The organism is Aeribacillus sp. SP014, assembly GCF_054055575.1.
In genome coordinates, this window is record NZ_JBSRXI010000001.1 from 1,929,887 (window position 1) to 1,954,783 (window position 24,897).

Annotated in this window: 20 protein-coding genes and 1 pseudogene; all 21 read left to right on the plus strand. The window is 36.7% G+C overall.

What is annotated here, in order from left to right; genetic code table 11:
- The first annotated feature begins 3 nt into the window (after positions 1-3).
- Positions 4-2,400, plus strand: coding sequence for a heavy metal translocating P-type ATPase (locus tag ACVIJU_RS09475; protein WP_063389578.1), 2,397 nt, complete (start codon positions 4-6; stop codon positions 2,398-2,400).
- A gap of 57 nt (positions 2,401-2,457) precedes the next feature.
- Positions 2,458-2,661: a copper chaperone CopZ gene (gene copZ / locus ACVIJU_RS09480; RefSeq protein WP_066246633.1), complete on the plus strand. Its 204-nt coding sequence runs from the start codon at positions 2,458-2,460 to the stop codon at positions 2,659-2,661.
- Between the two features lie 701 nt (positions 2,662-3,362).
- Positions 3,363-3,812, plus strand: a complete 450-nt coding sequence (locus ACVIJU_RS09485; RefSeq protein ID WP_063389576.1) for a DinB family protein — start codon at positions 3,363-3,365, stop codon at positions 3,810-3,812.
- 67 nt (positions 3,813-3,879) lie between these two features.
- Positions 3,880-4,245, plus strand: coding sequence for a PH domain-containing protein (locus ACVIJU_RS09490; protein ID WP_063389575.1), 366 nt, complete (start codon positions 3,880-3,882; stop codon positions 4,243-4,245).
- A gap of 444 nt (positions 4,246-4,689) precedes the next feature.
- Positions 4,690-7,275: a PAS domain S-box protein gene (locus ACVIJU_RS09495; RefSeq protein ID WP_456687509.1), complete on the plus strand. Its 2,586-nt coding sequence runs from the start codon at positions 4,690-4,692 to the stop codon at positions 7,273-7,275.
- Between the two features lie 738 nt (positions 7,276-8,013).
- Complete coding sequence (locus ACVIJU_RS09500) at positions 8,014-8,742, plus strand: EAL domain-containing protein (RefSeq protein ID WP_066246638.1); 729 nt, start codon at positions 8,014-8,016, stop codon at positions 8,740-8,742.
- A gap of 60 nt (positions 8,743-8,802) precedes the next feature.
- Positions 8,803-9,802 (plus strand): annotated as a pseudogene (locus ACVIJU_RS09505) (flagellar assembly protein A); the annotation flags it as partial.
- A gap of 87 nt (positions 9,803-9,889) precedes the next feature.
- Positions 9,890-10,843 carry a FapA family protein gene (locus ACVIJU_RS09510; RefSeq protein ID WP_456687933.1) on the plus strand — a complete coding sequence of 318 codons (954 nt, stop codon included), beginning with the start codon at positions 9,890-9,892 and terminating at the stop codon, positions 10,841-10,843.
- 91 nt (positions 10,844-10,934) lie between these two features.
- The gene (locus ACVIJU_RS09515; protein WP_066246640.1) at positions 10,935-11,252 is read left to right on the plus strand and encodes an STAS domain-containing protein; all 318 of its coding nucleotides are present in this window, start codon (positions 10,935-10,937) and stop codon (positions 11,250-11,252) included.
- A 602-nt stretch (positions 11,253-11,854) separates the two neighbouring features.
- A complete protein-coding gene (locus ACVIJU_RS09520) occupies positions 11,855-12,586 on the plus strand; it encodes a LytR/AlgR family response regulator transcription factor (protein ID WP_063389570.1) in 732 nt (243 codons plus the stop codon).
- 135 nt (positions 12,587-12,721) lie between these two features.
- Complete coding sequence (locus ACVIJU_RS09525; RefSeq protein WP_066246645.1) at positions 12,722-14,821, plus strand: HD domain-containing phosphohydrolase; 2,100 nt, start codon at positions 12,722-12,724, stop codon at positions 14,819-14,821.
- Positions 14,822-14,874: 53 nt separating this feature from the next.
- Positions 14,875-16,494 (plus strand): HAMP domain-containing protein, encoded by a 1,620-nt coding sequence (locus ACVIJU_RS09530; protein WP_456687510.1) that lies wholly within the window; start codon positions 14,875-14,877, stop codon positions 16,492-16,494.
- A 53-nt stretch (positions 16,495-16,547) separates the two neighbouring features.
- On the plus strand, positions 16,548-16,865 hold the full coding sequence (locus ACVIJU_RS09535; protein WP_063389567.1) for an STAS domain-containing protein: 318 nt from the start codon (positions 16,548-16,550) through the stop codon (positions 16,863-16,865).
- 68 nt (positions 16,866-16,933) lie between these two features.
- Positions 16,934-17,704, plus strand: a complete 771-nt coding sequence (locus tag ACVIJU_RS09540) for a PP2C family protein-serine/threonine phosphatase (protein ID WP_242009281.1) — start codon at positions 16,934-16,936, stop codon at positions 17,702-17,704.
- A gap of 425 nt (positions 17,705-18,129) precedes the next feature.
- The gene (locus ACVIJU_RS09545; RefSeq protein ID WP_063389565.1) at positions 18,130-18,774 is read left to right on the plus strand and encodes an HlyD family secretion protein; all 645 of its coding nucleotides are present in this window, start codon (positions 18,130-18,132) and stop codon (positions 18,772-18,774) included.
- A gap of 86 nt (positions 18,775-18,860) precedes the next feature.
- Positions 18,861-20,492: a DHA2 family efflux MFS transporter permease subunit gene (locus ACVIJU_RS09550; RefSeq protein ID WP_375338809.1), complete on the plus strand. Its 1,632-nt coding sequence runs from the start codon at positions 18,861-18,863 to the stop codon at positions 20,490-20,492.
- A gap of 79 nt (positions 20,493-20,571) precedes the next feature.
- Positions 20,572-20,988, plus strand: a complete 417-nt coding sequence (locus tag ACVIJU_RS09555) for a MarR family winged helix-turn-helix transcriptional regulator (protein ID WP_082829330.1) — start codon at positions 20,572-20,574, stop codon at positions 20,986-20,988.
- 202 nt (positions 20,989-21,190) lie between these two features.
- Positions 21,191-22,111, plus strand: a complete 921-nt coding sequence (locus ACVIJU_RS09560; protein ID WP_063389563.1) for a malate dehydrogenase — start codon at positions 21,191-21,193, stop codon at positions 22,109-22,111.
- A 266-nt stretch (positions 22,112-22,377) separates the two neighbouring features.
- On the plus strand, positions 22,378-23,031 hold the full coding sequence (locus ACVIJU_RS09565; RefSeq protein WP_063389562.1) for an MOSC domain-containing protein: 654 nt from the start codon (positions 22,378-22,380) through the stop codon (positions 23,029-23,031).
- 371 nt (positions 23,032-23,402) lie between these two features.
- Positions 23,403-23,978 (plus strand): RNA polymerase sigma factor, encoded by a 576-nt coding sequence (locus ACVIJU_RS09570; protein ID WP_063389561.1) that lies wholly within the window; start codon positions 23,403-23,405, stop codon positions 23,976-23,978.
- The gene (locus tag ACVIJU_RS09575; RefSeq protein ID WP_066246656.1) at positions 23,950-24,822 is read left to right on the plus strand and encodes a hypothetical protein; all 873 of its coding nucleotides are present in this window, start codon (positions 23,950-23,952) and stop codon (positions 24,820-24,822) included. The genes ACVIJU_RS09570 and ACVIJU_RS09575 overlap by 29 nt, the downstream gene beginning before the upstream one ends.
- Positions 24,823-24,897 lie beyond the last annotated feature (75 nt).

Consider the following 24,897-nt stretch of genomic DNA (forward strand, 5'->3'; position numbering starts at 1 on the left):
CAAATGAGCGAACAGAAGCTTGTCACATTAAACATTACCGGCATGACATGTGCTGCATGTTCCGCGCGCATTGAGAAAGTGCTGAATAAAATGGACGGGGTAGAGGCAACTGTCAATTTAGCGATGGAAAAAGCAACTATTCATTATAACCCTTCGAAACAAAATCTTTTAGACATCCAGCGGAAAATTGAACAGTTAGGTTACGGCGTCGAATCGGAAAAAGTAACATTGGATATTGAAGGCATGACGTGTGCCGCATGCAGCGCACGTATTGAAAAAGGGCTGAAAAGAACGGAAGGCGTTGTAAATGCGACTGTCAATTTAGCGACAAACAGCGCTGTTGTGGAATATAGGGAAGGCGTTGTTTCGGTTGAAGATCTTTTAGAGAAAATAAAAAAGCTTGGTTATAAAGGACAAGTTCGGGACGAGACTACCCATCAATCGGATCGAAAAAAAGAACAATTGCATCATAAAAGAAGAAAGCTTATTGTTTCTATTTTATTATCGCTTCCTTTATTGTATACAATGATCGCCCATTTACCGTTTGAAACGGGGCTTGCGGTGCCGGATCTGTTTATGAATCCGTGGTTTCAGCTGTTGCTGGCAACACCTGTTCAATTTTATATCGGCGGCTCATTTTACACAGGAGCTTACCGGGCTTTAAGAAACAAAAGCGCAAACATGGACGTGCTCGTGGCGCTCGGCACATCAGCAGCCTACTTTTATAGTTTGTACGAAGCGATCAAATCAATCGGCCGTTCCGATCATATGCCGCATCTATATTTTGAAACGAGCGCAATCTTGATCACCCTAGTGCTCGTTGGAAAATATTTTGAAGCGATTGCAAAAGGTAGAACGACAGAAGCTATTTCCAAGTTGTTAAGCCTGCAAGCGAAGGACGCGCTGGTCATCCGCGACGGGAAGGAAGAATGGATCCCGCTGGAGCAAGTAAAAGTAGGGGATGAGATAATCGTAAAGCCAGGAGAAAAAATTCCAGTCGACGGAACGGTCATTTCTGGAATGTCTTCTGTCGATGAATCGATGATCACAGGTGAATCTATCCCGGTTGAGAAAAAAGTCGGGGATGCAGTAATTGGCTCCACAATCAATACAAACGGCCTTTTAACAATACGGGCAGAAAAGGTTGGGAAGGATACCGCTCTTGCCAACATCATTAAAATTGTTGAAGAAGCGCAAGGATCGAAAGCGCCAATACAGCGAATGGCCGATGTCATATCCGGTATATTCGTTCCTATTGTTGTAGGCGTTGCGATCGTGATGTTTGCTGTTTGGTATTTGTTCATAACGCCATATGATATGGCAAGAGCGTTAGAAGTAGCGATTTCTATTCTTGTCATCGCCTGTCCTTGTGCACTCGGATTGGCGACGCCGACATCCATCATGGTCGGATCAGGAAAAGGGGCAGAAAACGGGATTTTATTTAAAGGGGGAGAGCATCTAGAAGAAACACATAAAATCAATGCGGTCCTCCTTGACAAAACGGGAACGGTAACAAAAGGAAAACCGGAAGTGACCGATTGTATTGAATTAAAAACAGGCATGCTTTATTATGCCGCTTCTGCGGAGAGCGCTTCTGAACATCCGCTTGCCCAAGCAATTGTGGAATTCGGTAAAGCACGTTCCATCAACATACAAAAGCCGGAGCATTTTAAAGCCGTGACTGGACATGGCATCGAAGCCAAAGTAGATGGAAAACATATACTTGTTGGCACAAGAAAGCTGATGAAAGAACGGTCGATTGCAACTTCAGCCCATGAGGAGAAAATGGTGAAGCTTGAATCAGAAGGAAAAACAGCTATGCTAGTTGCAATTGATGGGGAGCTTTCCGGCATCATCGCTGTCGCTGATACTATTAAAGAAAGCTCAAAAAAAGCCATTCAAACATTGAAGGAAATGGGAATCAACATATTTATGGCAACGGGAGACAATAAAAGAACAGCGGAAACAGTAGCGAAGGAAGCGGGGATCGGGCAAGTATATGCTGAAGTGCTTCCGGAGGAAAAAGCGAAAATCGTGGAGGATCTACAAAAGCAAGGATATCGTGTAGCGATGGTTGGAGACGGAATGAATGACGCACCCGCTCTAGCAGTTGCCGACATCGGCATGGCGATCGGAACCGGGACAGATGTCGCCATCGAAACGGCTGACGTCACCTTGGTCGGAGGAGATTTAACACACATTCCAAAAGCGATTTCCTTGAGCCAAAAAACGATGAAAAACATTCGGCAAAACTTATTTTGGGCTCTTTTCTACAATTCAATCGGCATACCAGTTGCCGCCCTTGGCCTCTTGGAGCCTTGGATCGCCGGAGCAGCGATGGCACTCAGTTCAGTTTCCGTTGTCACAAACGCGCTGCGTCTAAAACGAATTAAACTGTAAAGTATTTGCAACGATTTAATCTGAATATCTTAAAATCATACTAAGGAGGAAATGAAAATGAATCTTACATTTCAAGTAGAAGGAATGTCTTGCAATCACTGCAAAATGGCTGTTACAAACGCTCTAAAAGAGCTGGACGGAGTCGAAAAGGTCGAAGTATCACTTGAAAAAGGAACTGTTGAGGTAGAATATGACGACAAAAAAGTAACAGTTGAAAAAATGAAAAACGCCATTGAAGATCAAGGCTACGATGTCAAGTAACCATCCTCTCCTAAAAGGGGATGGTTTTCCTTTTGCTAGTTCTATATGAAGAGCTTCAATGCCTCAAAAGGTTGAATAAAAGAGTCAGGCTATTACAACCTCTTTCCTTCTATAGATATAAATATTAACTATTTGTCGTTTGATGTCAGCATGCCCCTTTCCTTCTTCTATTATTAAATACTAACTGAAAGCAAGTAAACTATTGATTGCTTGATCTGTCCAGCAAGCATATGATCTATCCGATTTTTAAAGTTTGCGAAATGATTGAACGAATCAACGAGAAAATCGGCTGTCAAGCAGGTATATTGAATATGTAATTTTGCATTATATTTGACAGAAGTTGGATTAATAATAGAGAGCTTTATTATGCTCACAGACCGAAAAAATGTTTAAATTTTTAAGCGAACTCATGTTATAATTGTTTCAACACTTGTTATTTTGCGAGGCAGAATGCAAAACTCTGAACAATCTTTGGAGTGGCTTCCCAAAAAGTTTTAAAAGGTTGGATATTTCTCAATTTGATAAAACAGTCCAAACAGGAATTCATAATCAGGAGCTTGTCAACAATAAATTATTAGAATATTCGAAAACTACACCGTGTATTTGACGAACTTTTGCGCGATAAAACCTAATCATTGTCAGTTCACTCAAAGGAACAGCATTTGCTGCATACATAGTAAAGTAAAGAAGGAGGATTTTTATTGGAAACGATTCAAAAGATGTTTGAGCACTTGCATTGGGCGAACGAGCGTATATTAGACACTTTGCAAAAGATTGAAGGGGAAAATAATGGGGCGCTGCGCTTGTTTTCGCATATTCTTTTAACTGAAAAACTATGGTTTACAAGATTACAAGGATTGGACAGCTCACACATTGCGATTTGGGAGGATGTACATATAGATGCCTGTGCAGAACTTGCAAAACAAAATGAACAGAGCATTACATCGTTTTTGAAAAATTTGACGAATCGTGATTTAGACAACATTGTCACTTACAAAAACAGTAAAGGAATCGAGTTTCAAAATACATTAAGGGAAATTTTAACTCATGTCGCTTTGCACGGACATTACCATCGAGGACAGATCAACTTGAGACTGCGATCTGAACGGCATGAACCAGTGAACGTTGATTTTATCACATTTGTAAGATAAGCTCCAAGACAGTTTGCCAAAATTATGTTTTGTTCATAAATGAAGCAAATAGGGGATGAAATTAGGTATGGCAAATGTAGGTTCTATTATGACTTGGACGTTTTATGAAGAGACAGATGTTCCAAAAGAAGTGGAGGAAATTTTAATTGAAGGGGAAACTGCGGAAGCTGCGTATAAAACGGTTCGAGATGTTGCGGTCGTGACGAACAAAAGAATAATCATTGCCGATCGTCAAGGAATTACAGGTAAAAAAGTGGAAATCTACACCATTCCATTTAAATCGATTGTCATGTATTCTTCTGAAAATGGAGGAAAGATTGACCTTAATGCAGAACTCGAACTATGGACTAGGGCAGGGAAATTCAAATTATTATTAAATAAAAAAGTGAATATTCGGAAGCTTGATCGAATCATTGCAAGTCATATTCTGTAGTTGTACTCTTTAAATCAAAAGAATTTTTATATTTTACAAAAATAAATAAATATAACATTTACAATGCTGCACTAAGAGATTTTTGAATCAATAGGTGCAATAAAATGCAAAGATTGTTAAGAACATTTAAAATTGCTTCTATGAAATTTTTCATATAGAATGATTGTTTGAGAGCAATAGCACCTATAAAATTTCTTAAATCTCGGTGCTTTTTTTGTTTTTTCAATACTAGGATGACGCTTTAAATTCCGCTTTTTAATAAAAGTATCCCGCTTATCTGCAAAGTTCTTTGGCATATTACTCCACCGTCTTCAAAAAACAGTTTTAATATTTTACTAAAAAAACTGTTCCGTTCTGTTCAAAATGGTTCCACAGAGTAAAAATAATTGTCTAACCTTCTTTATTTGTTTATGATGTAAGCAAATAAGATAAGGTGTGTGAAACATGGAAGCTTTGTTTAATTGGGAGTTAGTGATTTCATCTGTCGTCATGGCAATCATTGCTTCTTTTTTTTCTGTTCACATGATTCAGAACATACAGGTGTCTACTGAAAAGGATAAGTGGTTATACATAATGTTAGGAACGATATGGGTAGGGTTAGGAATTTGGTCGATGCAATTTATTGACATGCTCGGTGATGATTTATATTTGATTGCAACGTATTACACCGTCTATACGTTATTATCTTTTTTGCTAGGGATCATTGCATCATTCGCTGCTTTTTCCATGAAAGATAAACAAAAAAATGTTTCTAATGCAGCGGCGATTTCGATTGTAGTGGGTTTAAGTATTTTTGTAATATATTATATTGGTATAAAATCATTGAAAGGGAATGAATATGACGGATTTTATTCCGTTCTTTCTAACTTAATCGCTTTTGTTTTAGCGGGAGCAGTGATTGCCTTTTTCCATCACAATAAGCGATCTCAAAAGCTTCAAATGAAAGCGATCATAATACTTTCAATTGTTTTGGGATTGGGTATTTTCATTTTTCAATACACGGTAATGAATGAAACAAAAAAAGCTGGATTATTCATATATGAGCAGATTTATTCGGTTTCTACATTGCTGGCAAATCAACTTCTCCTTTCAATCATCATGATTTTTATGATTTTTGCATTTGTTCAAAAAGAAAAAAACAAGCTAGAAAGAAAGTTTGAAACAACAAATCTATATTACGAGTCATTGATTTCGTATAATCCGTATATCGTTTTCATCATTAATATCGACGGAATGATTACGAATATAAATCCTAAAGGATTAGAAATCTTAAAAGCAAAAAAAGAACAAATGATTCATCAATCGATTTTTTCGTTTTTGCCTCAAGACGATGCCGAAAGGGTAAAACAGAAAATGAATCGTTTGTTGGAGCATAACGAAAATGAAATGGAAGTTTCGTTTAAAAATAGTAAAGGTGAATGGATTCCTTTACTTTTAACGTTTGTCCCTATGATCGTTGAAGGAAAAAATGAAGGTTTTTTCGTCATCGCCAAAGATATGAAAGAATTAAAACAATATCAAAAACGACTTCGAAAAATGCAGAAAGATTTAATGAATACATTAGAACGCCAGCAAGGAATGACATTTAAGTTCGTCAAAATAAACGATCAGTTTATCCATACGTTATGTGCAGGGGAATTGCTCTATAAACTTGGCTATTCTCCCCATGAGATTATTGGAAAGGATTTGCGGGATTTTTTGCCGAAAGAAGTCGCTGAAGGGCAGCTTCGAGCTTATCAGAAAGCCTGGAATGGCGAGATTGTCCATTTTGAGGGAAAGCTGAACGGATATGATTACTTGGCTGTGTTAAGTCCGGTTATAGAAAATGGAAAAGTTGTTGAAGTCATCGGTTCTTGTGTAGACATAACCGTCAGAAAAGAGCAGGAAATGAAATTAAATGAGTCGAATGCACTAAGACGGACGATTATTGACAATCTGCCAATCGGAATTGTTGTGATTGATCATGAAATGAAGATTATCGCCTTAAATAAGACGATATTGAAAATTTTTCAAATCAATGAGCCAATAAAACAGCTGATTGGGAAAAACATCACCAATTATTTTCCAGCCGTTGGCCGAAAGGTTGAAGAGAACACAGGGGAAGTATCAAAGATTTTCACGCCCTATAAGCATTTCTCTGATGAAGTGAACATCAAAAATAGTAAAATCTTGAAAAGAAGTTATTTTCCTTTTTATATGGACGGGAAACTGAAAGGCCATTTATGGACGTTTGAAGATATAACAGAACAAAAGAAGATGGAAAACAGCATTATTCAGGCGAAAGAAGAAGCCGTCAAAGCCAATATGGCGAAATCGGAATTTTTATCGAAAATGAGTCATGAATTAAGAACGCCGTTAAATGGAATCCTTGGTTTTTCTCATTTGTTGGAACTAGATAAAACGTTAACGGAGCAGCAGCAAGCATTTGTGGAAGAAATTTTAAAAGGAGGCCGCCATTTATTAAATTTGATTAATGAAATTTTAGATCTTTCCAGAATTGAAACAGGAAAAATAAAAATTTCAAATGACGAAGTACAAATTGATTCGGTCATATGTGAATGTATAGCATTGATGAAGCCAGCGGCAAACAAAAAAAGGATCAAAATCATCAAAAGCATTGATCAGTGTGTGGATCAAATGATCCACATTGACTCGTTAAGATTAAAACAAGTCATTTTAAATTTGTTAGATAACGCGATTAAATATAATGTTGAAGGTGGACAGATCCATATAACCTGTAAATGTCAAAACGGATTTCTAGTTATTCACATAATTGATACCGGAATCGGGATATGCGAAGAAGAATTGAAAAAAATATATGAACCTTTTTATCGTATTCAACATGTGCAAGTTGAAGGAACCGGTCTCGGACTTTCACTTGTAAAGCAACTGATAGAGCTGATGAACGGGGAATTTGGGGTTGTTAGCAAAATAGGAGAAGGAAGTGACTTTTGGATTAAACTGCCTATGTTGAATCGAGAAACGAATCAGGCTGTTAAGAAAGATCTAGAACACAGGCAGCACCATTAATATATATATAAACTGTTTTCTATGTTTACGGAAAATGCCGCATGAGTTATGGGAAAAATGTTATTTTGTTCAAATAGGTTAAAAGAGTTCCGTTTAATGTTGGAATTTAATGACTGACCGTTCAGTTGCCTTGTTACAAAGTGTTTTGCAATATTCAATATGCAAAAGTAAAAGGTTTGATGAAAATCAAAGCTTTTTTCATTCCAGTGATAATGAAAACCTTTTCTTAAGCAAAAGATACCATCTTGTGGAAATACAGGGAATGAGAATTATAAAAAACTTTATTAGACGAACACGTCAAACTTGCCGGCAATGTCGATAAAAGCAGAAGAATTTCATACTTAAACAGGAGGCTTGCTAATCATAGCAGCTTCTTTTTTTTCATAAATACAATTTCCTAGTTACAAAATCATGAATACAAGACAATGACGATTCTGAAGCTTTTCCTTCTGGATTCAAACTTCTGCTAAAGAAAATGAAATAATTTTAGTATGATTATTTAGTCATAGGTCTTTTTTGCTATTGTTTTTAGTTCAAAAGAACTATTTGGGCAATATTTGTAAGTTTGAATAAAAAAGTCGTAAAATGTCGGATTTTTGACATATTCTGTCCTCTATCATTTTTCTTAAGTCAAAATACGTTCCTCTCATGCTGGAGGCTGGTTAGACAATAAGTTGGAATACAGTTACATTGAACATAGAACAAAAATATCATAAAACATGGCAAGGGAGGGAAAAGATGAGAAACAGTGCAGCCAATAAAATGGAATCAGTTTATCAACCGATTTGGGATTTAAATAATTGGAATGTATTTGGATATGAGGCATTTTTAACCTTTCCAGATGGCCAAATGGACATAGAAAAAATATATGAACTGGCACGGGGAAAAGGATGTCTTTATGAACTGAACATAAAGGCGATATTAAATGCGATTACGTGTTTTCCGATTGAACGTTTGGATGATTCATTAATATTCGTCAATCTTTTCCCTTCCACACTCATTCATCATCAATTCGAAAAATTTGTCGAGCGGTTATTGAAACAATATCCTCAAATACAAGAAAAAGTTGTATTTCAAATAAATCATACACCAAGTGAAAAGCATATATGGGACTTGCCAGATTTAAAAGATAAAATAAACATGTTAAAGAAAAACGGTTTTGATGTAGCATTATATGGCGTTGGAAATGGAACGGCTGTTTTACAACAAATTGTTGATTTTTCAGCAAGCTATATTAAACTTGATCGGCATTTTACTAAAGAATTATATCGTTCTAAAGAAAAACAGCACATTGTCTCGCTTTTAGTGCAATATGCAAAACAACAAATCACTATTATCTTGGAAGGAATCGAAAAGGAGATGGACTTAGCTAAGGCAAAATTGTTAAAAGTTCCTGTTGGCCAAGGAAATTTATTAGGAAAACCAGAAAAATCAGCCGTCCACACCATTGAAGATATTTTTCGATAAGCACTCCGACAGATGAATGAACATGTTTCTCCTGAATTTTATATGGAGAGGTAGATGCAAATGAATCAGTCAGTTTTAGCGAAAGGAAAAAACATACAGGAAGCGATCGAACTAGGTTTGAGTATTTTAGGGACTGATAAGGAGAAAGTTTCGATTGAAATCATCGAAAAAGGCGGCAAAGGATTTTGGAAAATTGGTTCTAAACAGGCGATCGTCAGATTAACAAAGCTGGATGATCAGGAAACATCTTCTAAGCAAAGCTCTATAAAACAGGATCCCTTAGAACAGATCATTGATTCGTTAGAAATCGAATCATTTGCAAGCTCTGAACCAATAAAAGAAAATTCATTAGAAGGTAAAGTGTGGATAAAAGATGGAAAATTATATTGCCAGCCAGCTTCAAATAAATACCCGACCGTTACTGTTGGAAAAGGAATAAAGTTGTATAAAAATGGTCAACTCATTACCGGAACAACCATCGTAACAGAAATGGATGAGTATAAAATTCAAACGGATGAAGTTGTAACGGAAGGTAAATGGGATATTACGATCGACTCTGACAAGCTGCATGTTTTTTTACAAATAGAACCAGGGTATCGAAAAACGTATAAAGTGAAAGATATCGAACCTAGTGAGCATATTGTATTAGAAGGAGAAGAAATTGTTGAAACGATTCCAGCAGTTGATTACAATCAAATTTTAAAAAAACTAGAAGAGCTGCGAGTTATTCATGGATTTAACCATAATGAGATTATTAAAGCAATTCATACGGACCGGCCAGGAAAATTTACAATTGCATCTGGCATGAAACCAAAAGAAGGGGAAAATGGAAAAATCGAGCTTCTCGTTGATTTAAATAAAGGAGCAAAAGTGAAAGAAAAAGAAGACGGAACCCGTCGATTTTCGTGAAAAACAGGAGTTCCCTTCAGTTGAAAAAGGACAGGTCATTGCTATTGTACATCCTCCTGTCCCTGGAATACCTGGAATTACGGTTACGAACGAACCTTTACCACCTAAACCGACATATCCGCTTACGATTCAGCCGGGAAAGGGAATCGCTCTTATCGAGCAAGGTAAAAAAATTTTAGCTACAGAAACGGGGCGTCCTCTCATTGAACAAAGGGGATTAATCGTCAGAGTATCTATATTGCCAAAACTTGTACATTCTCATGATGTGAATTTATTATCAGGAAACATTCGTTTTAAGGGTGATCTGGACGTTCTTGGCAATGTGGAAGAGGGAATGGTTGTAGAGGCGGATGGAAACATTTTGATTCAAAAAAATGTATATGGAGCTACAATTTCATCGAAAAATGCCATTGCCGTTCATGGAAGCTTTATTAAAAGCACAATCTCAGCAGGAAAACAAAATATTTATTCATCCGAGCTCATTCGATTATTAACAAGCATTCAAGAACAAATGGATCAATTGATCAAATCCATTTATCAAGTCATTAAGCTCCCTGCATATAAAATGTCAGACTATTCATCAAAAGGATTACAACCGTTAATAAAAATTTTGCTTGAAAAAAAGTTCAATAATTTGCTTACGCTTGTAAAGCAATATATTGCGACCTGCAATAATGGGAGTCATATTTTAGAGCTGGAATGGCTAACAATTAGCGAACAGTTAAGACTATGTTTCCTTTCACCTGCTGTAAATGAATACCATACGATCGAAAAAATCAATCAGCTCATGCAAAAAATAACTGAACTATTAGAACGGCAAAAAAATGAACAGGATGATCACTGTTTTGTCAAACTAAAGTATGCTCAAAATAGCACCATTTATTCCCGAGGGGACATTTTTATAACTGGACAAGGCTGTTTTAACAGCAAAGTGTATGCTGGTGGAACGATCGCCATAAAAAATGTCCTCAGAGGCGGGGAAATATTTTCCGAAAAAGAGGTCATGGTGAGAGAGAGTGGTTCGGAAAGCGGGGTTATGACAAAAATCAGCGTGCCAAGCAATGGAAAAATTATCATTGATCATGCCAATGAAGGGACAATCATCGAAATAGGAAAAATGAAGCATGTGTTTCATGAAGGGAAAAGAAACATAATAGCGAAATTAGATAAAAATGGAAATCTTGTATTTTAGCGACAGTTGACGTTTGAAAAAGGACGTGCCGTTTATAAAAAGATTTTTCAGCAAAACGAACAGGCATGATTTAGAAAGGAAGAATTTTTGTATGTTTTCTTATAGCCTTGATGAATTGAACGAAAAAGCATACGTCCGGTTTGTCGGAGATTTAGATATTGAAGTCGCAGAATTAATGGAAACAGAAATTATTCCGGCTCTGCAAACCTATACAAATATTGAGTTTGATTTTCAAGAAGTTCCTTTCGTTGATTCCACCGGGATTGGACTGCTATTAAATTTAATCGAGACAGTCAAAAAGAATGGGTTGGATGTTCAAGTGAAAATAAAAAACGTTCAACCTTTAGTGAAAGATGTATTTGATATGCTCCAATTAGATAAAATTTTAGGAGAAAATGTATTTGTATAGGTATTACGATAATGAAGTGGGATGAGCGCTATTTTAGAAGCAGAAAACATCATGTAGACGATGCAGTATTGGTAGAAATCAGCAAAACAGCCGATTTCTACCTTTTGATATGTAAAAAAATACTAATATTAGCATTTTATGTATTTTACAGATTGTTGAGACTGAGTTGGGAGCCCGGGGAAAAATCAAATTTTTACTATAATGTTTTTTGTTAAAAAAATTTTTATTTCAAATTGGCATCCCGGCGGTTTTATATCGGGAAAAGATTTGAATTGCAGAACGATCCTTGCAGAAATCGACGCATTTCAACTTTTTCGCAGCTTGCAAGCATCTTTTCGGCGACAAAATTTGATTATAATGAAAAACTTATTTTATGAAAATATTTATGTGAAATTCATAAAGCAAAACGGTTTTTCAGCATTTTAAGTACTTGGATAAACATCGAAGACGCTGTCTGCATCATGGAGACATCCAACAAGGAAAGATGCCGGTTTCATCCGTAATTCATGCTTTCCTTTTGAAAAGGAACATCATCATCCATGCAGAATACACAATAAACTCAAAAAGACGGCACGCAAACTAGAGCAACGAGGTGGAGATTTATGGAGAAATACAAACTGATTATTGCAGATGATGATCACCCTTCAAGACTGATTTTATCCCATTTTATTCAATTGTTCCCCCAATATGAAATCGTCTGTGAGGCAGCTGACGGAGAAGAATTAATTCAACGATTTATGAAGAAAATTCCTGATATTGTTTTAGTTGATGTCGATATGCCGAAAATTAACGGAATGGAAGCTATGAAAATATGTAAAGAAATCCATCCGTCCTTGCAAGTCATCTTTACAACTGGGTATGATGAATTTGCTGTTGAGGCATTTAATCTGTCTGCTACAGATTATATCGTAAAGCCAATTGAACGGACTCGATTATTTACGGCGCTTGAAAAGGCGAAAAAAGCGATTGAAATAGAGAAAAAATTATTAAACAAGCATCCATTTAAAGAGATTAAAAAGCTTTCGATTAAATCGAATCAAACCTTTCATTACATCTCATCGGACGACATCCTTTTTATTGAGAAGAACGGAAGAAAAACGGTGTTTCATACTGCAGAACATCAACACGAAACAAACGAATCCCTGCAAGAAATAGAAGGGAAATTGCCTTGTAATTTCTATAAAACTCATCGTTCCTATATTGTTAATTTGAAAAAGATCATAAAAATTGAACCACAAGGCGAAACGTATGCCGCCCATTTTTCTGGAAGCGATAAAGTTGCCTACATTTCGAAATTGAAAATACAAGAGGTGCACGGATTGTTAAGGGCATGATATTTGCAAGGGAGAAGTTCTAAAATGGATTTTTTCTTTTTTATATTGAAAAAGCTTTAAAAATTATTCGGGGATTTTTCATTCAATTCGTAAAATATGTCTGACCCGAGTTTTTAAAAGAAAGGTGTATCATACATGCCGATCTTGTTGAAAGAAAAAGGGTTCATGCTTATTGTCATCGGCTTTGGCCTGCCCATTATTCTAATACAATTATGGAGTTTAGAGAAAACTCATATACCATTTGCCATTTTAATAGCGATTGTTGCAGGGATATTAGAAATATTTCCTATCGAACTCCGCAATGGTAAGAAGCTTTCTTGTTCAAGCATTTTTAACATTGTGGTTCTTGTTCAAATGGGAATTTCGGAAGCTGTGATTGTTGTTTTCATCGCTTCTTTATTCTTATTTTACAATAGCAAATTAAGCTTTATTTCTTGGTTATTTCAGGCTAGTCAATGTGCGGTTGCTGTTTTTTTATCAGGATTTGTATTTGAGTATTTTTTTGGCAAACTCGGCGTTTTTACATATATAACCTCCGTTTTCGCATTTGCATGCACAACGTTTATATATTTTTTCATCTTTTTTGCCATTACAGTGAGCTATAAGAGTCTCGTTTTCTCTCAAAATTTTTCGGATGTTTTGAAAACAGAGATGAATGATACATTGCTAGCATTTGCTGTGACATTTATTTTAGGATTTCGGCTTGCTGCTATTGATTACGATCAACAGCCTTTTCCATTTTGGTTTGAAACGATCTTTGCCGTCGCTGTTTTTCTATTCGCTCGATCCATTGCTCAAGTACTAGTTCGTCATAGAAAAAACCATTTGACCACCTTAGAAAATATTACACAGTATATGGAACAAAAAGTTCATTTGCCGAAGGGGCATTCTAAAAGGGTAGGAGATTTAGCACGCCGCATCGCAGAAGAGTTAAAGTTAAGCCCCAAACATGTTGATGCTGTTCATTACGCTGCCTTGTTGCATGATATTGGAAAAATACAAATGGAGCATGAAATTTTTCAGAAGCGAGGGGCTCTTACGCTTGAAGAAGAAAAGCTTTATAAACAACATTCCGAGTTAGGGGCAAAGATGGTTTCAGCAATATCGGGAATCGAAAAAGCTGCCCAGTATGTCCGTTTTCATCACGAACAATGGGATGGAAAAGGCTATCCGGATGGAAAAAAAGGAGAAGAAATTCCATTGGGAGCCCGCATTATTGCTGCGGCAAATGAGTATGACAAATTGATGCATTCTTCTGGAATTATCAATCAAAAGAAAGCTTTTCAAAATTTAAAGAATACAAAACTTGATCCAAAATTAGTAGAAATTGTTTTAAAAATAGCTGATTTCAAAAAGGCAGGCAAAGATCATCATCCGGGATTGATTCAGGCTCAAAATCAGCAGCACTTTCACGATATAAAATATAAAGGCTCGAAGCTTCTGAAAGATTTTGCTGTTGTACAAGCTGTATTTTATCAAAATGGCAGTTTCTATCATATAAATGGCGAAAAAGTTCAGATTCCTTGTGAACAACAAATCAAAAGCCTGATTACGAATCATCCTATTCAAAATGGATATGCACATGAATTTATTGAAGATGTTCCAAGTCGGAAAATGTATAACGTTCATTGGATCTGTTTGGAAAAGAAAATATTATGTCTATTGTTTGATGTAAGTCATTTACGAGAATATGAGAGAAAACAAGAATTGAGGATTCGTACAATTTACCGTGATTGTTTATACGCCGTCACACAAGGAAAATTGACTCTGATTGAACGGGAAGAATTAAAAAGCTTTAATCAAGGTGAGAAAATTGCAGAATTTCCTGTTTCTGAAAAAAATGATGTTGCGGCATGTAGAACATTTATTGACCAGTTGTTAAAAGATCGGCATATTTCAGAAAAGAAAAGATATAATGTGCTCTTATCTATTTCTGAAGCTGTAACAAATGTATTAAAGCATGCGGTTGAAGGAAAAATGAAAGTTTATTTGAACCATGATTGGTTAAAAGTGATTGTAGAAGATAAAGGAAATGGCATCAAATTAAGCGAACTGCCGAAATCAATATTGTTAGAAGGTTATTCCAGCAAACGGTCATTTGGGCACGGTTTCAGCATTATGTTAAAAATGATGGATAAAATTTCAATATATACAAGTACAGAAGGAACGACGATTATTTTAGAAGTAGATTTAAAGGATCGACTCATAGAGAGAAGAAAAAACATTCCATTATGATAAAGATCATTTTGCAATCAAGTACTTGATCCTTTCGTTCGGAGTGAATGCGGATGAATTTCTTAAAGAATAAAACGATCATTGGTCAAATTATTACAATGATTGCGCTTATTCCGATTATTATTTGTTCTATTTTCATCTTTATTTTTGTCAGGCAGATGGAGAAAGAATTTGATCATTTTCATAAAAATGATGTGTTACGAACAGCAAGCATTTTAAAAAGCGCGATAGAAATCAGCGAAAATTCCAAAAAAACGGTTGAACGTTTAATTGACGAAAAGCTGCACTTAATTTCAAAAGAGATTGCAAAAGAATTGCGCGGGAAAACGATCGAGGAAGTGACTCAGCAAGATTTAATTGCATTGCGCAATAAATATGATGTGTACAATATTTCTTTATTGGTAAGAAGAAATGATGATATAATCATTGCCCAATCTTCAGACCCCAATGAAATTGGTTTAAGCACAAAAGAGTGGGGGTATTGGTATGATGCTTTTCAACAACTGATGTCAGGTAAGCCTGTAACAGTAGGAAAAGGTTATTATCAAGAACATTATTGGGTTGGTCCGATCTCCAAATCAGACTGGGAAAACAAATATTTTAAATATGCCTATTATTATGACGGAACAACTGAATTTATGATTAATCCGTATATTCTTGATTCTGAAATTTATCATGCAACGAAGCATTCGGATCCTGAAGCGCTTATTCATTCCATTTTAAAATTTAAAGAAAGTGAAATAGAAGAAATTGCGGTTATAAATGCCAATGTACTGCTTCGGAGCGAAAATCGAGATATTATTGAACCGGAAAGAGATGCGCCGATATTATATGGAAAAAATTCATATAAGCATGAAAAAGATCATTTTTATATTCAAAAAGTTTTGAAAGAAAATCAAATGGAGTCGGTGAAACTCGGGGAAAACTATCGGAAATATTATCTGCCAATTCCAAATGACAGGGTTATTACGATTGTCACCGACTTAAGCGCTGGCACAAAGTTTTTTCATAATATCATTTTTTTGTTTGTCCTGTCATTTGTTGCTGCCTTTGTCATTATATTTTTCGTTTTGCAGGTCATTACGAAAAAATATTTAACTCCGATCCCTACTATTCACCGTTATATTAATAAAATTGCAGCAGGCGATTTGACCGAAGAAATTCATGTCGATCAGAAAAATGAATTCGGTGATATTGCTGCCCATTTAAATGAAATGACTAACCGCATCAGCCAATTAATTGTCGATATTAAAAACGATATTGAAACATTAAGGCTCGTTTCAAACGTTTTATCAGAGACAGTGCACTCTTACTTTCATGTCATGGACGAAGTTTCAACAACCATGACGAAGGAATCGCGGGAAATTTTTCATGAAATAGAATTAGAGGTGAAAGAAATACGACAAAACTATGAAAATATCAATCAACAATTTGAAAAACTAAAAGAAGCGAATCATTTTGAATTCCATCATGTCTCTAATTTTATTATTCAATCAAGTCATCAACTCATAAGACTGAATGATTTGATGAAACAAAATGTCAAAAAAGTTACGGAAATGAATTTATCTTCTTTTGATGCGATACAGCAATTGAATGAAATTATTATTCAATTAGACAACCTTTCAAAGGATTTAGAAAATAAAATAAATAAATTTAAAGTTCAAGAATCATGAAACACATAAAGGTGAAAATGAATTGCTCAGTTTTTCTGCTAAGGAGGGTATGTATGGGTCTTACGGTTCAAAAGGAAATTCAAGATCAAAGCCTCACATTATACATTAAAGGAGTTTTAGATATTTCAACGGCTCATGTGTTTCATGCACATTTTAATGAAATCGGCAATTTTCAAGTATTGACGATTGATTTTAGCTATTTGGAATTCATTGATTCATCCGGAATTGGTGAAATCATCGATTTAATTTATTTATCTCAAGAAAAAAACATAAAATTAGTTTTTAAAGGTATGAATGATTTCACAAACCATTTATTTGAAACAGTTGGATTATACGAAATTTTAAAATCGATTCAAGGGGAGGTTGTTTGATGCAAAGAGACTTTTTAACGTATCAGCAATCTTCCTATACGATAGAAGATGTTAAGAGAAAGGAACAAATGCTGCAAAGGGAAATAAACTTGGCACGGACGATACAAACAACGTTGTTGAACGGGCATGCTCCATCGATCGAAGGGGGAGAGGTATTTGGCTATTCTATACCTGCCCGATTAATTGGCGGGGATTATTACGACTTTTATCCGCTTGTCAACGGAAAAGTGCGCATCGTTATTGGGGATGTGATGGGAAAAGGGATTCCTGCTGCGATGCTCATGATCTTAACGCGCGGCGCCTTTCGGACAGCCGCTGAAAGCACGCAAAGCCCCGGAAAGACGCTGACTGCAATGAACAAAGCGTTATACAATGATTTGAGAAAGTTAAAATCTTTTGTTACCGTTTTCTGTGCCGATTGGGATCCGCTGTCGGGAACGTTTACATATGCAAATGCCGGCCATCATCTTCCGCTGTTTATAAGAGGCGATGCGGTACATGAGCTTCCAAAAGTGAAAGGGATTATGATTGGCGGTCTTCCTAATCAAATTTACCATGAAGAATCGATCCAATTATTTGAACATGATTCAATTTTCTTTTATACAGACGGAATCATTGAGGCGCAGAATAAACGCGGCGAGCAATTTACATTGGCACGGCTGATCGAAACGTTAAAACAAAATCAGGATAAAAATGCTGGGGAGATTGAAAAAAAAGTGCTGGAATCGATTCATAAATTTACAGAAGGCGTTCCGCAAAAAGATGATATGACTATGGTATTCTTAAAAGTAGGGAAACAAAAAGTCGATATTTCAAGTTTAAATTCGCCTGTCATGTAACGTTTATTTGAAAACGTGATTGTTTGGAGGAATTGAAATAAAAAATTTTACACTAGTTGGAAAAATAAATCTTGGGCTGGGAATCGCTTTTATCATAGCTGCTCTTTTCCTATTCATGCAGCATTTTTACAATGTGATTTATTTAAACCGTTTTCTTTTTGAGATTTCGTTCGTTTGTCTTGGACTTTCATGAATGTTTTCAGCAGCTTTTTATCAAAAATCGAATGGAACATGATTATGCTTTTTGGACAAAATGACCCAAACAGTCCATTGTACTGTCTGGGTCATTTTTATATATATATTTCGGTACACGAAAAACATTGACTCGGATAAACGATTGTCATATGATAAATAATGCAGTTTATAAATATTTCACAAAATGAAATATTTATTTAATGAATATTTTTTTGTAAGGGGGATAAAAAATGAATGTGAAAAAGTTGGTCATATTAAATATTGTTGTTCTCGTTGTTTTGGTTTTAGGAGGTTTTGCCGGATTCTATTATTACAATGAGTCGGTCAACTATATTAAAACAGATTACGCAAAAGTGGACGGACAGCAATTAGTGATCGCCGCCCCTGCTTCCGGAGTCTTGACAAAATTTGATGGAAAGGTTGGAGCACAATTTCAGAAAGATAAAGTCATTGGAAAATTAGCCGTACCTGGGGAGGATGAACCTGTCAGCATTCAAATGCCCCAGTCCGGAACGATTGTCCAAACAAATGCGGTAGAAAATTCATTTGTGGCAGCTGGTACCCCTTTGGCATATGCATATGATTTCGATCATTTATGGATCACTGCCAATATTAAAGAAACCATTATTGGGGATGTAAAAGTTGGTCAAGATGTTGATATTTACATCGACGGGTACAGCGAGTCTAAACTTTCGGGAAAAGTAGAGCAAATCGGAAAAGCAACAGCTAGCGTCTTCTCATTGCTTCCAAGTGAAAATGCGGACGCAAACTATACGAAAGTAACACAGGTGATTCCTGTGAAAATATCTATTGCGGATGCAAAAGGGCTAGGAATTATGCCGGGAATGAATGCAAAAGTACGCATCCATAAATAAATGATTTAACCATATAAACTGAAGGAGGTGGAAGCATGCCGTTTATCATCAGTTATACGTTTTTCACTCTGATTGTGCTGATCGTCATGAATGTTTTCCTTGTCAGAAAGAAAAACTGGCATACAAAAAAAGAGGAAGCACTTGATAAGGAAGTGCCGGTTGGAAAAGTGCTGTTCGTGTTAATGTTTGGAATGTTCATTGCGATTTTGAACCAAACAATTTTAAATGTAGCGCTTCCGGTCATGATGACGGATTTAAATGTCAATGCGACAACAGCACAATGGCTGATGACAGGCTTTATGCTTGCAAACGGAATTTTAATACCGATCAGCGCATTTTTAGTTGAAAATTTCGGTTTTCGCAAGCTGTTTATTACAGCGATGATCTCGTTTACAATTGGATCGCTCGTTTGTGCCGTATCAGCAACATTTCCATTGGTGATGATTGGCAGAATTATTCAGGCGATTGGTGCAGGAATTTTAATGCCGCTTGGCATGAACATTTTTTTGACTGTTTTTCCTCCTGAAAAAAGAGGAACAGCCATGGGGACGATGGGGATTGCCATGATTCTGGCTCCTGCAATTGGTCCGACACTCTCAGGATGGGTTGTGCAAAATTATGATTGGCATTTTTTGTTCTACGCGATGGCTTTGATCGGTTTAATTGATATCTTTTTCGCCTTTATTTGGTTCCGTTTAGAAAAAGAATTAACTCGCCCGACGTTTGATATCCAAGGGATTGTTTATTCAAGTATTGGATTCGGCGGCATTTTATACGGGTTTAGCGAGGCTGGAAGCAAAGGATGGTCAAGCGCGGAAGTTATCATCAGCTTAATGGTCGGAGTTGTTTTTTTAATTTTCTTTGCCGTAAGACAATTGAATGTGGAAAAACCTCTGCTTGAACTAAGAGTATTTAAGTACAACCTCTTTACGTTCACATTAATTATCAACTCGATTGTTACTATGGCATTATTTGGAGGAATGCTGCTTCTCCCGATTTATTTACAAAATATTCGCGGTTTTACACCGATTGAATCGGGTTTATTATTGCTTCCAGGAGCAATGATCATGGGATTAATGGGGCCGATAGCAGGAAAAATTTTCGATCGATATGGTGTAAGAGGATTAGCAATTGTCGGTTTGGCCATTACAACATATGGAACATATGAATTCACGCAGCTGACGGCCGATACGCCCTACACAACCTTATTAGGAATATATATGCTGCGGTCTTTCGGAATGTCATTGATCATGATGCCGATCATGACTGCCGGTATGAATCAGCTGCCATTAAAGATGATTTCCCATGGAACAGCCATGTCGAATACGATACGCCAAGTGGCTGGATCTATTGGAACCGCATTATTAGTAACGGTTATGACACAGCAATCAACAAATCATTTATCAGATTATACGAATCTTGTGTCAAAAACTGATCCAATGTTGATGAATCAGCTGCAAGCACTTGGCAGCAGTATGGCTCAATCAGCCGGACTTTCTGCACATGCTGGTCAAACTATTGGTGCTCAGGCACTTTTAGGGCAGGCATTGCAGCAATCAACCATCGAAGGGATCAACGATGCATTTTACATTGCGACCGTTTTGGCATTCATCGCGCTAGTTCTTTCCTTTTTCTTAAAAACACCAAAGAAAACGCTCCAGGAAAGCTCGTTCGAAGCAGCAAAAGTTAAAACCGAAGCATCTTCCCAAGAGTTATAAACAAAGATATAATGAATGAAACGGGGATGTCCGGCAGAGGACACCCTTTATATATGTGAAAGGAAGGGAAAGAAATATTATGAATCCGACATCCTCCTCCATGACGGAATTAGAGAACGAATTTATAAGGATTTTTCGTGATTTGCGAAATTTTTATACAATGGGGAAAAAATATGGCTTGTCAAGAAATGAATTTTTTATTATGAAGTTTTTGCTGAAAAACGGCCCTCAAAAACTATCTACCATTTCCCAAGAATCTGATATATCTCCCAGTTTCCTCACAGGTATTACTGATCAGCTAATCGAAAAAGGCTACATCGAACGGAATAGATCAAAGAAGGACCGCCGAATTGTCCAAATCTCTTTAACAAAAAAAGGAGAAGAAACCATCATAGCGGTTCAACAGGACTTGATTCAATATATGCGTTCCAAATTCAACGCATTTACAGAAGAAGAAATTCAAGATTTAATTCGACTTTTGCGGAAAATACCATAATATCGTCCGTGGTCTTCAAAATCAGTAGTGCCTGACTTTGTAATTTTAGTCAAAAAGAGACGAGCTTGTTTTAAAACGGTGCACTTTTTCAGAGATGATCCATTGACAAGACGGGGAAATTTGTGTATTCAATGTCAAAACGGGTCATGCTGCCTGTTTGACGTGGAGAGGAATCTTAACGGCTGCAAAGGGGGAAAAGAAAATGTGCAAAATTACGATCATTGGCGGAGCAGGAACTCTTGGAGCCGCCATCGCTTTCAAATTAGCAGGGAAAAAAGCGATCGATGAAATTTGTCTCATCGATCAAAATGAAAAGCTGCTGCTCAATCATTTAATGGATTTGGAAAATGCTTATCCGTCCAAAACGATTTATAAAGGGACTTTTCACGATTTAAAGCACTCTAATATCGTCATCATTACGGCAGCCATCCCAAACCGAACCGATATTTCTTCTAGAGATGAGTTTTTAGAAGGAAACTTGCAATTGTTTCGTCAAATCGGAGAAGCCGTCGCAAAACATGCCCCAAACGCTTTGATTATCACCGCTTCCAATCCAGTCGATGTTCTGAATTACTATTTAGTTCATACGTTTCAATTTGATAAGAAAAAATTAATCGGATACACCATGAATGACTCCTACAGGTTTGAATGGGCGCTTCGCCGAGTTCTAAAGCTACACGAGAATGATAAAGTATCAAGCCCTGTTATAGGTGAGCACGGAGAAACACAAGTTCCGCTTTTCAGCCAAGTCAAAGTAAACTATAAGCCGCTGCTTTTATCAGAAGATCAGAAAATTCAAGTTAAAGAAAAGCTGACAAATTGGTTTCGAAACTTCAATGACCTAGGCATAAACCGAACAACCGGGTGGACGTCTGCCGTCGGTATGGAAAGGCTGATTGATCAGCTGCTTCAACCAAAAACGTCGACAGCAATCGGTTCTGCGGTATTAAACGGAGAATACGACGTTTCTGGCATTAGTTTAGGTGTACCTCTAGCAGTGAATCATACAGGCATCCAAAGCATCCTTGAATGGGAAATCGAACAAAAGGAAAAAGAGTTATTTCAACAATCTGCTGAAAAAGTGAAGCGTCTCATCAACGAGTTTATTATGAATAAAAAATAGACAAAATGGAAGTTTCTTCAAAAAGAGCGCATCAATCTATCTAGTAGACAATAAAAAAGCTCACTATAAACTATGCTAGTTTTTGTTTTGTTGTTCCCAATTCAGCTTTTTAACCATTTTAGGAGGTTACAGCACTGGAATAGATTTTTTTATCCTGTATGATTTTTTGAAAATCATACAAACTGCAGACTTGCCGCTTAACGATAATCTATTGCTGCTCCCAAACGAAGTTGGAAGATCTTAAAGAATTAATGGAGTTGATCAAAATGGAAGCAAAAACTTATGAAATTATTTCTATAAATGTAGGAAAACCGAAAAATTTCATATATAACGGCAAAGAATTCGTCACTGGAATTCAAAAGCAGCCTGTTGATGGACCGGTTTTTTTGTCATTTCTTAATTTTTCAGGCGATGGTCAGGCAGATCTTGTTCATCATGGCGGTAGAGATAAAGCGGTATGCGTTTATCCGTATGATCATTATGCCTATTGGGAGCATGAGCTTGAAAGAAAGCTGGATGTGGTGGCATTTGGTGAAAATTTGACAGTAAAAGGCTTGTTGGAAACAGAAGTTTGCATCGGGGATACGTTCCAATTAGGGGAAGCGGTTGTGCAAGTTAGCCAGCCTCGGCAGCCATGCCATAAGATTGCCAAAAAGCACAGGGTGAATGACTTGCCGCTTCGTGTTCAAAATACTGGTTATACCGGTTTTTATTTTCGGGTGCTGAAAGAAGGCTGGGTGGAGACACAATCAAGCTTGCAGCTCATTGAAAAACATCCGCTAAACATAACGGTTTCTTTTGCGAATCAAATCATGTTTCATGATAAAACAAATAAAGAAGGAATTGAACAAATTCTTCGTGTGGACGAACTATCGGAAAGCTTTCGGGATTCATTGATGAAACGCTTACAATCCATTTAGGAACATCTACCAAAAGAAGGGGTTGGAAAATCGGCTTGTATATAAATTAGAAATGCAAGAGAGATCATTAAAATTTCAATGATCGTTGTTTTTAGATTACTATTTTCAAAGGTTGAGCTTCTGTGGAGAAAGCGTCTTACATTTCAGCTACTTCCCATATAATAAGCCAACGATCCACTGATGCAGGGCAGATCGTTGGCTTGTTTTACAAAACTTTGCCATCTAAAAAGCTCCAAAATTTGAGTTCTTGCTTTTTGTGAGAAAATGGGAATTCCTCCAATCTATTTCTGCAACTAGAATCTGATGATTCGATACTTTTTCTCCAGCATTTCGTCTAATTGATTGTACGAGAAAGAGAGGTGCACCTCGGCATGCGAGATGAAGATTTGGTTCAAAAGGCTTTAGAGGGGGACGATTCAGCCTTCCGTGAGCTTCATGACCGCTACATTGGCCAAGTGCTCCGCTATGCATATATGCAGACGGGGGATTATCATCGGTCAGAAGAAATTGCTCAAGATGTCATGTATAAAATGGCGGTTCATTTAGCGAACTTTCAAGGAAGATCAAGCTTTAAAACTTGGCTGTTTACAATTGGAAGGCGGGTTGTTATCGATTACCATCGCAAGTATAAAAAAGAAAATAACACAGTCTATTTAAGCCCCGAGGACTTAGGGCATAAACAGGATAAACATTTAGTAGAACAAAATATTCTGGAATATTCGCTCAGAGAACAGATCATGGCCAGTATGGAAAAATTGTCCCCGGATGAAAAGACGGTCCTTTATTTAAGATTTTTTGAAGGAATGTCTATAAAAGAAACAGCCAAGGTAATGTCGAAAACGGTTATGGCGGTTAAATCGCTGCAAACAAGGGCTAAAAAGAAATTGTCAGCCCATTTAAAAAGCGAGGTGAATGATCATGAAAAAACAACTCGTACCGCCGAATAGCGAAAAGCGTGAAGAGTCAATAAAACAGCTTTTTCATCACTTTTATATAGAACCGACAGATGAATTTAAAGAAAAAAGTTTTCAAAAAGCTTTAGCCGGAATTGAATTAGCTAGAAATAAAGAGAGAAGGAAAAAAGCCGCTAGCAAGCTTCAGCTTGTATTCTCATTTGCGGCCGCAGCAGCTGTATGCATCCTTCTAATGATTTTTCCTCCTTTTCAAACAAATGAGACGAAAGAAGGCGGCCAGCATTCAGATCAACAAAGCATACTAATGTCTCCCCAACAATCTCAAAATGCAGAAAAGGAAGAAGAAAAAGGAGATATCAACCGACCTGAATCGATCGAAATGACAATTTCATTGGAAGGAATGGAAGAAAAGGAGCTGTATCACCTCGTAAACATAAAGCAACTACCTTTTACCACATATATTCCGGATCGTTGGCAGGCAGAATATATTGAAGAAAAAAATTTGATCGGAGCAAAGCTGATAGCGGTGAATGAAAAATATGGGGAAGTTGATGTCATGTTTTTTCCAAAAGGGACATCTTTAGGAGAGGCGGAAAATTACATTACAGATGAATTGCTGGGAAATGTTTCTTATAAAGTTTTATCAGCGGAAGAAGAAGAGAAAAGAAATATACCTGATTGGTCTCTCCGTTCCTTTCATTATGAAAATGTAGAGCAGACGAGAACGGGCGAGATTTATTTAAGCGAGCATAACAGACAGTACTTTTATATACAGAGAGAGTTTGCTAATGAAGCATTGGAAGGATGGGGTTCAAGAACAACAACGATTTTGGAGCAATGGGAATGGAAGGACACGAAAAAAGGATTGTGGGATTAAAAAGTTTTATGAATCAGAAATGTGAGCAGCTACTATTTTTTCCGGTAAATACTTTTTCATCCACGGGGCAAACCC

Coding starts and splice junctions, on each gene's coding strand:
- ACVIJU_RS09555 (WP_082829330.1), top strand. CDS start 20,572: ATGAATCCGACATCCTCCTCCATGACGGAATTAGAGAACGAATTTATA.
- ACVIJU_RS09540 (WP_242009281.1), top strand. CDS start 16,934: ATGCTGCAAAGGGAAATAAACTTGGCACGGACGATACAAACAACGTTG.
- ACVIJU_RS09565 (WP_063389562.1), top strand. CDS start 22,378: ATGGAAGCAAAAACTTATGAAATTATTTCTATAAATGTAGGAAAACCG.
- ACVIJU_RS09525 (WP_066246645.1), top strand. CDS start 12,722: ATGCCGATCTTGTTGAAAGAAAAAGGGTTCATGCTTATTGTCATCGGC.
- ACVIJU_RS09535 (WP_063389567.1), top strand. CDS start 16,548: ATGGGTCTTACGGTTCAAAAGGAAATTCAAGATCAAAGCCTCACATTA.
- ACVIJU_RS09570 (WP_063389561.1), top strand. CDS start 23,403: ATGCGAGATGAAGATTTGGTTCAAAAGGCTTTAGAGGGGGACGATTCA.
- ACVIJU_RS09545 (WP_063389565.1), top strand. CDS start 18,130: ATGAATGTGAAAAAGTTGGTCATATTAAATATTGTTGTTCTCGTTGTT.
- ACVIJU_RS09495 (WP_456687509.1), top strand. CDS start 4,690: ATGGAAGCTTTGTTTAATTGGGAGTTAGTGATTTCATCTGTCGTCATG.
- ACVIJU_RS09515 (WP_066246640.1), top strand. CDS start 10,935: ATGTTTTCTTATAGCCTTGATGAATTGAACGAAAAAGCATACGTCCGG.
- ACVIJU_RS09530 (WP_456687510.1), top strand. CDS start 14,875: ATGAATTTCTTAAAGAATAAAACGATCATTGGTCAAATTATTACAATG.
- ACVIJU_RS09475 (WP_063389578.1), top strand. CDS start 4: ATGAGCGAACAGAAGCTTGTCACATTAAACATTACCGGCATGACATGT.
- ACVIJU_RS09575 (WP_066246656.1), top strand. CDS start 23,950: ATGAAAAAACAACTCGTACCGCCGAATAGCGAAAAGCGTGAAGAGTCA.
- ACVIJU_RS09500 (WP_066246638.1), top strand. CDS start 8,014: ATGAGAAACAGTGCAGCCAATAAAATGGAATCAGTTTATCAACCGATT.
- ACVIJU_RS09550 (WP_375338809.1), top strand. CDS start 18,861: ATGAATGTTTTCCTTGTCAGAAAGAAAAACTGGCATACAAAAAAAGAG.
- copZ (WP_066246633.1), top strand. CDS start 2,458: ATGAATCTTACATTTCAAGTAGAAGGAATGTCTTGCAATCACTGCAAA.
- ACVIJU_RS09520 (WP_063389570.1), top strand. CDS start 11,855: ATGGAGAAATACAAACTGATTATTGCAGATGATGATCACCCTTCAAGA.
- ACVIJU_RS09490 (WP_063389575.1), top strand. CDS start 3,880: ATGGCAAATGTAGGTTCTATTATGACTTGGACGTTTTATGAAGAGACA.
- ACVIJU_RS09560 (WP_063389563.1), top strand. CDS start 21,191: ATGTGCAAAATTACGATCATTGGCGGAGCAGGAACTCTTGGAGCCGCC.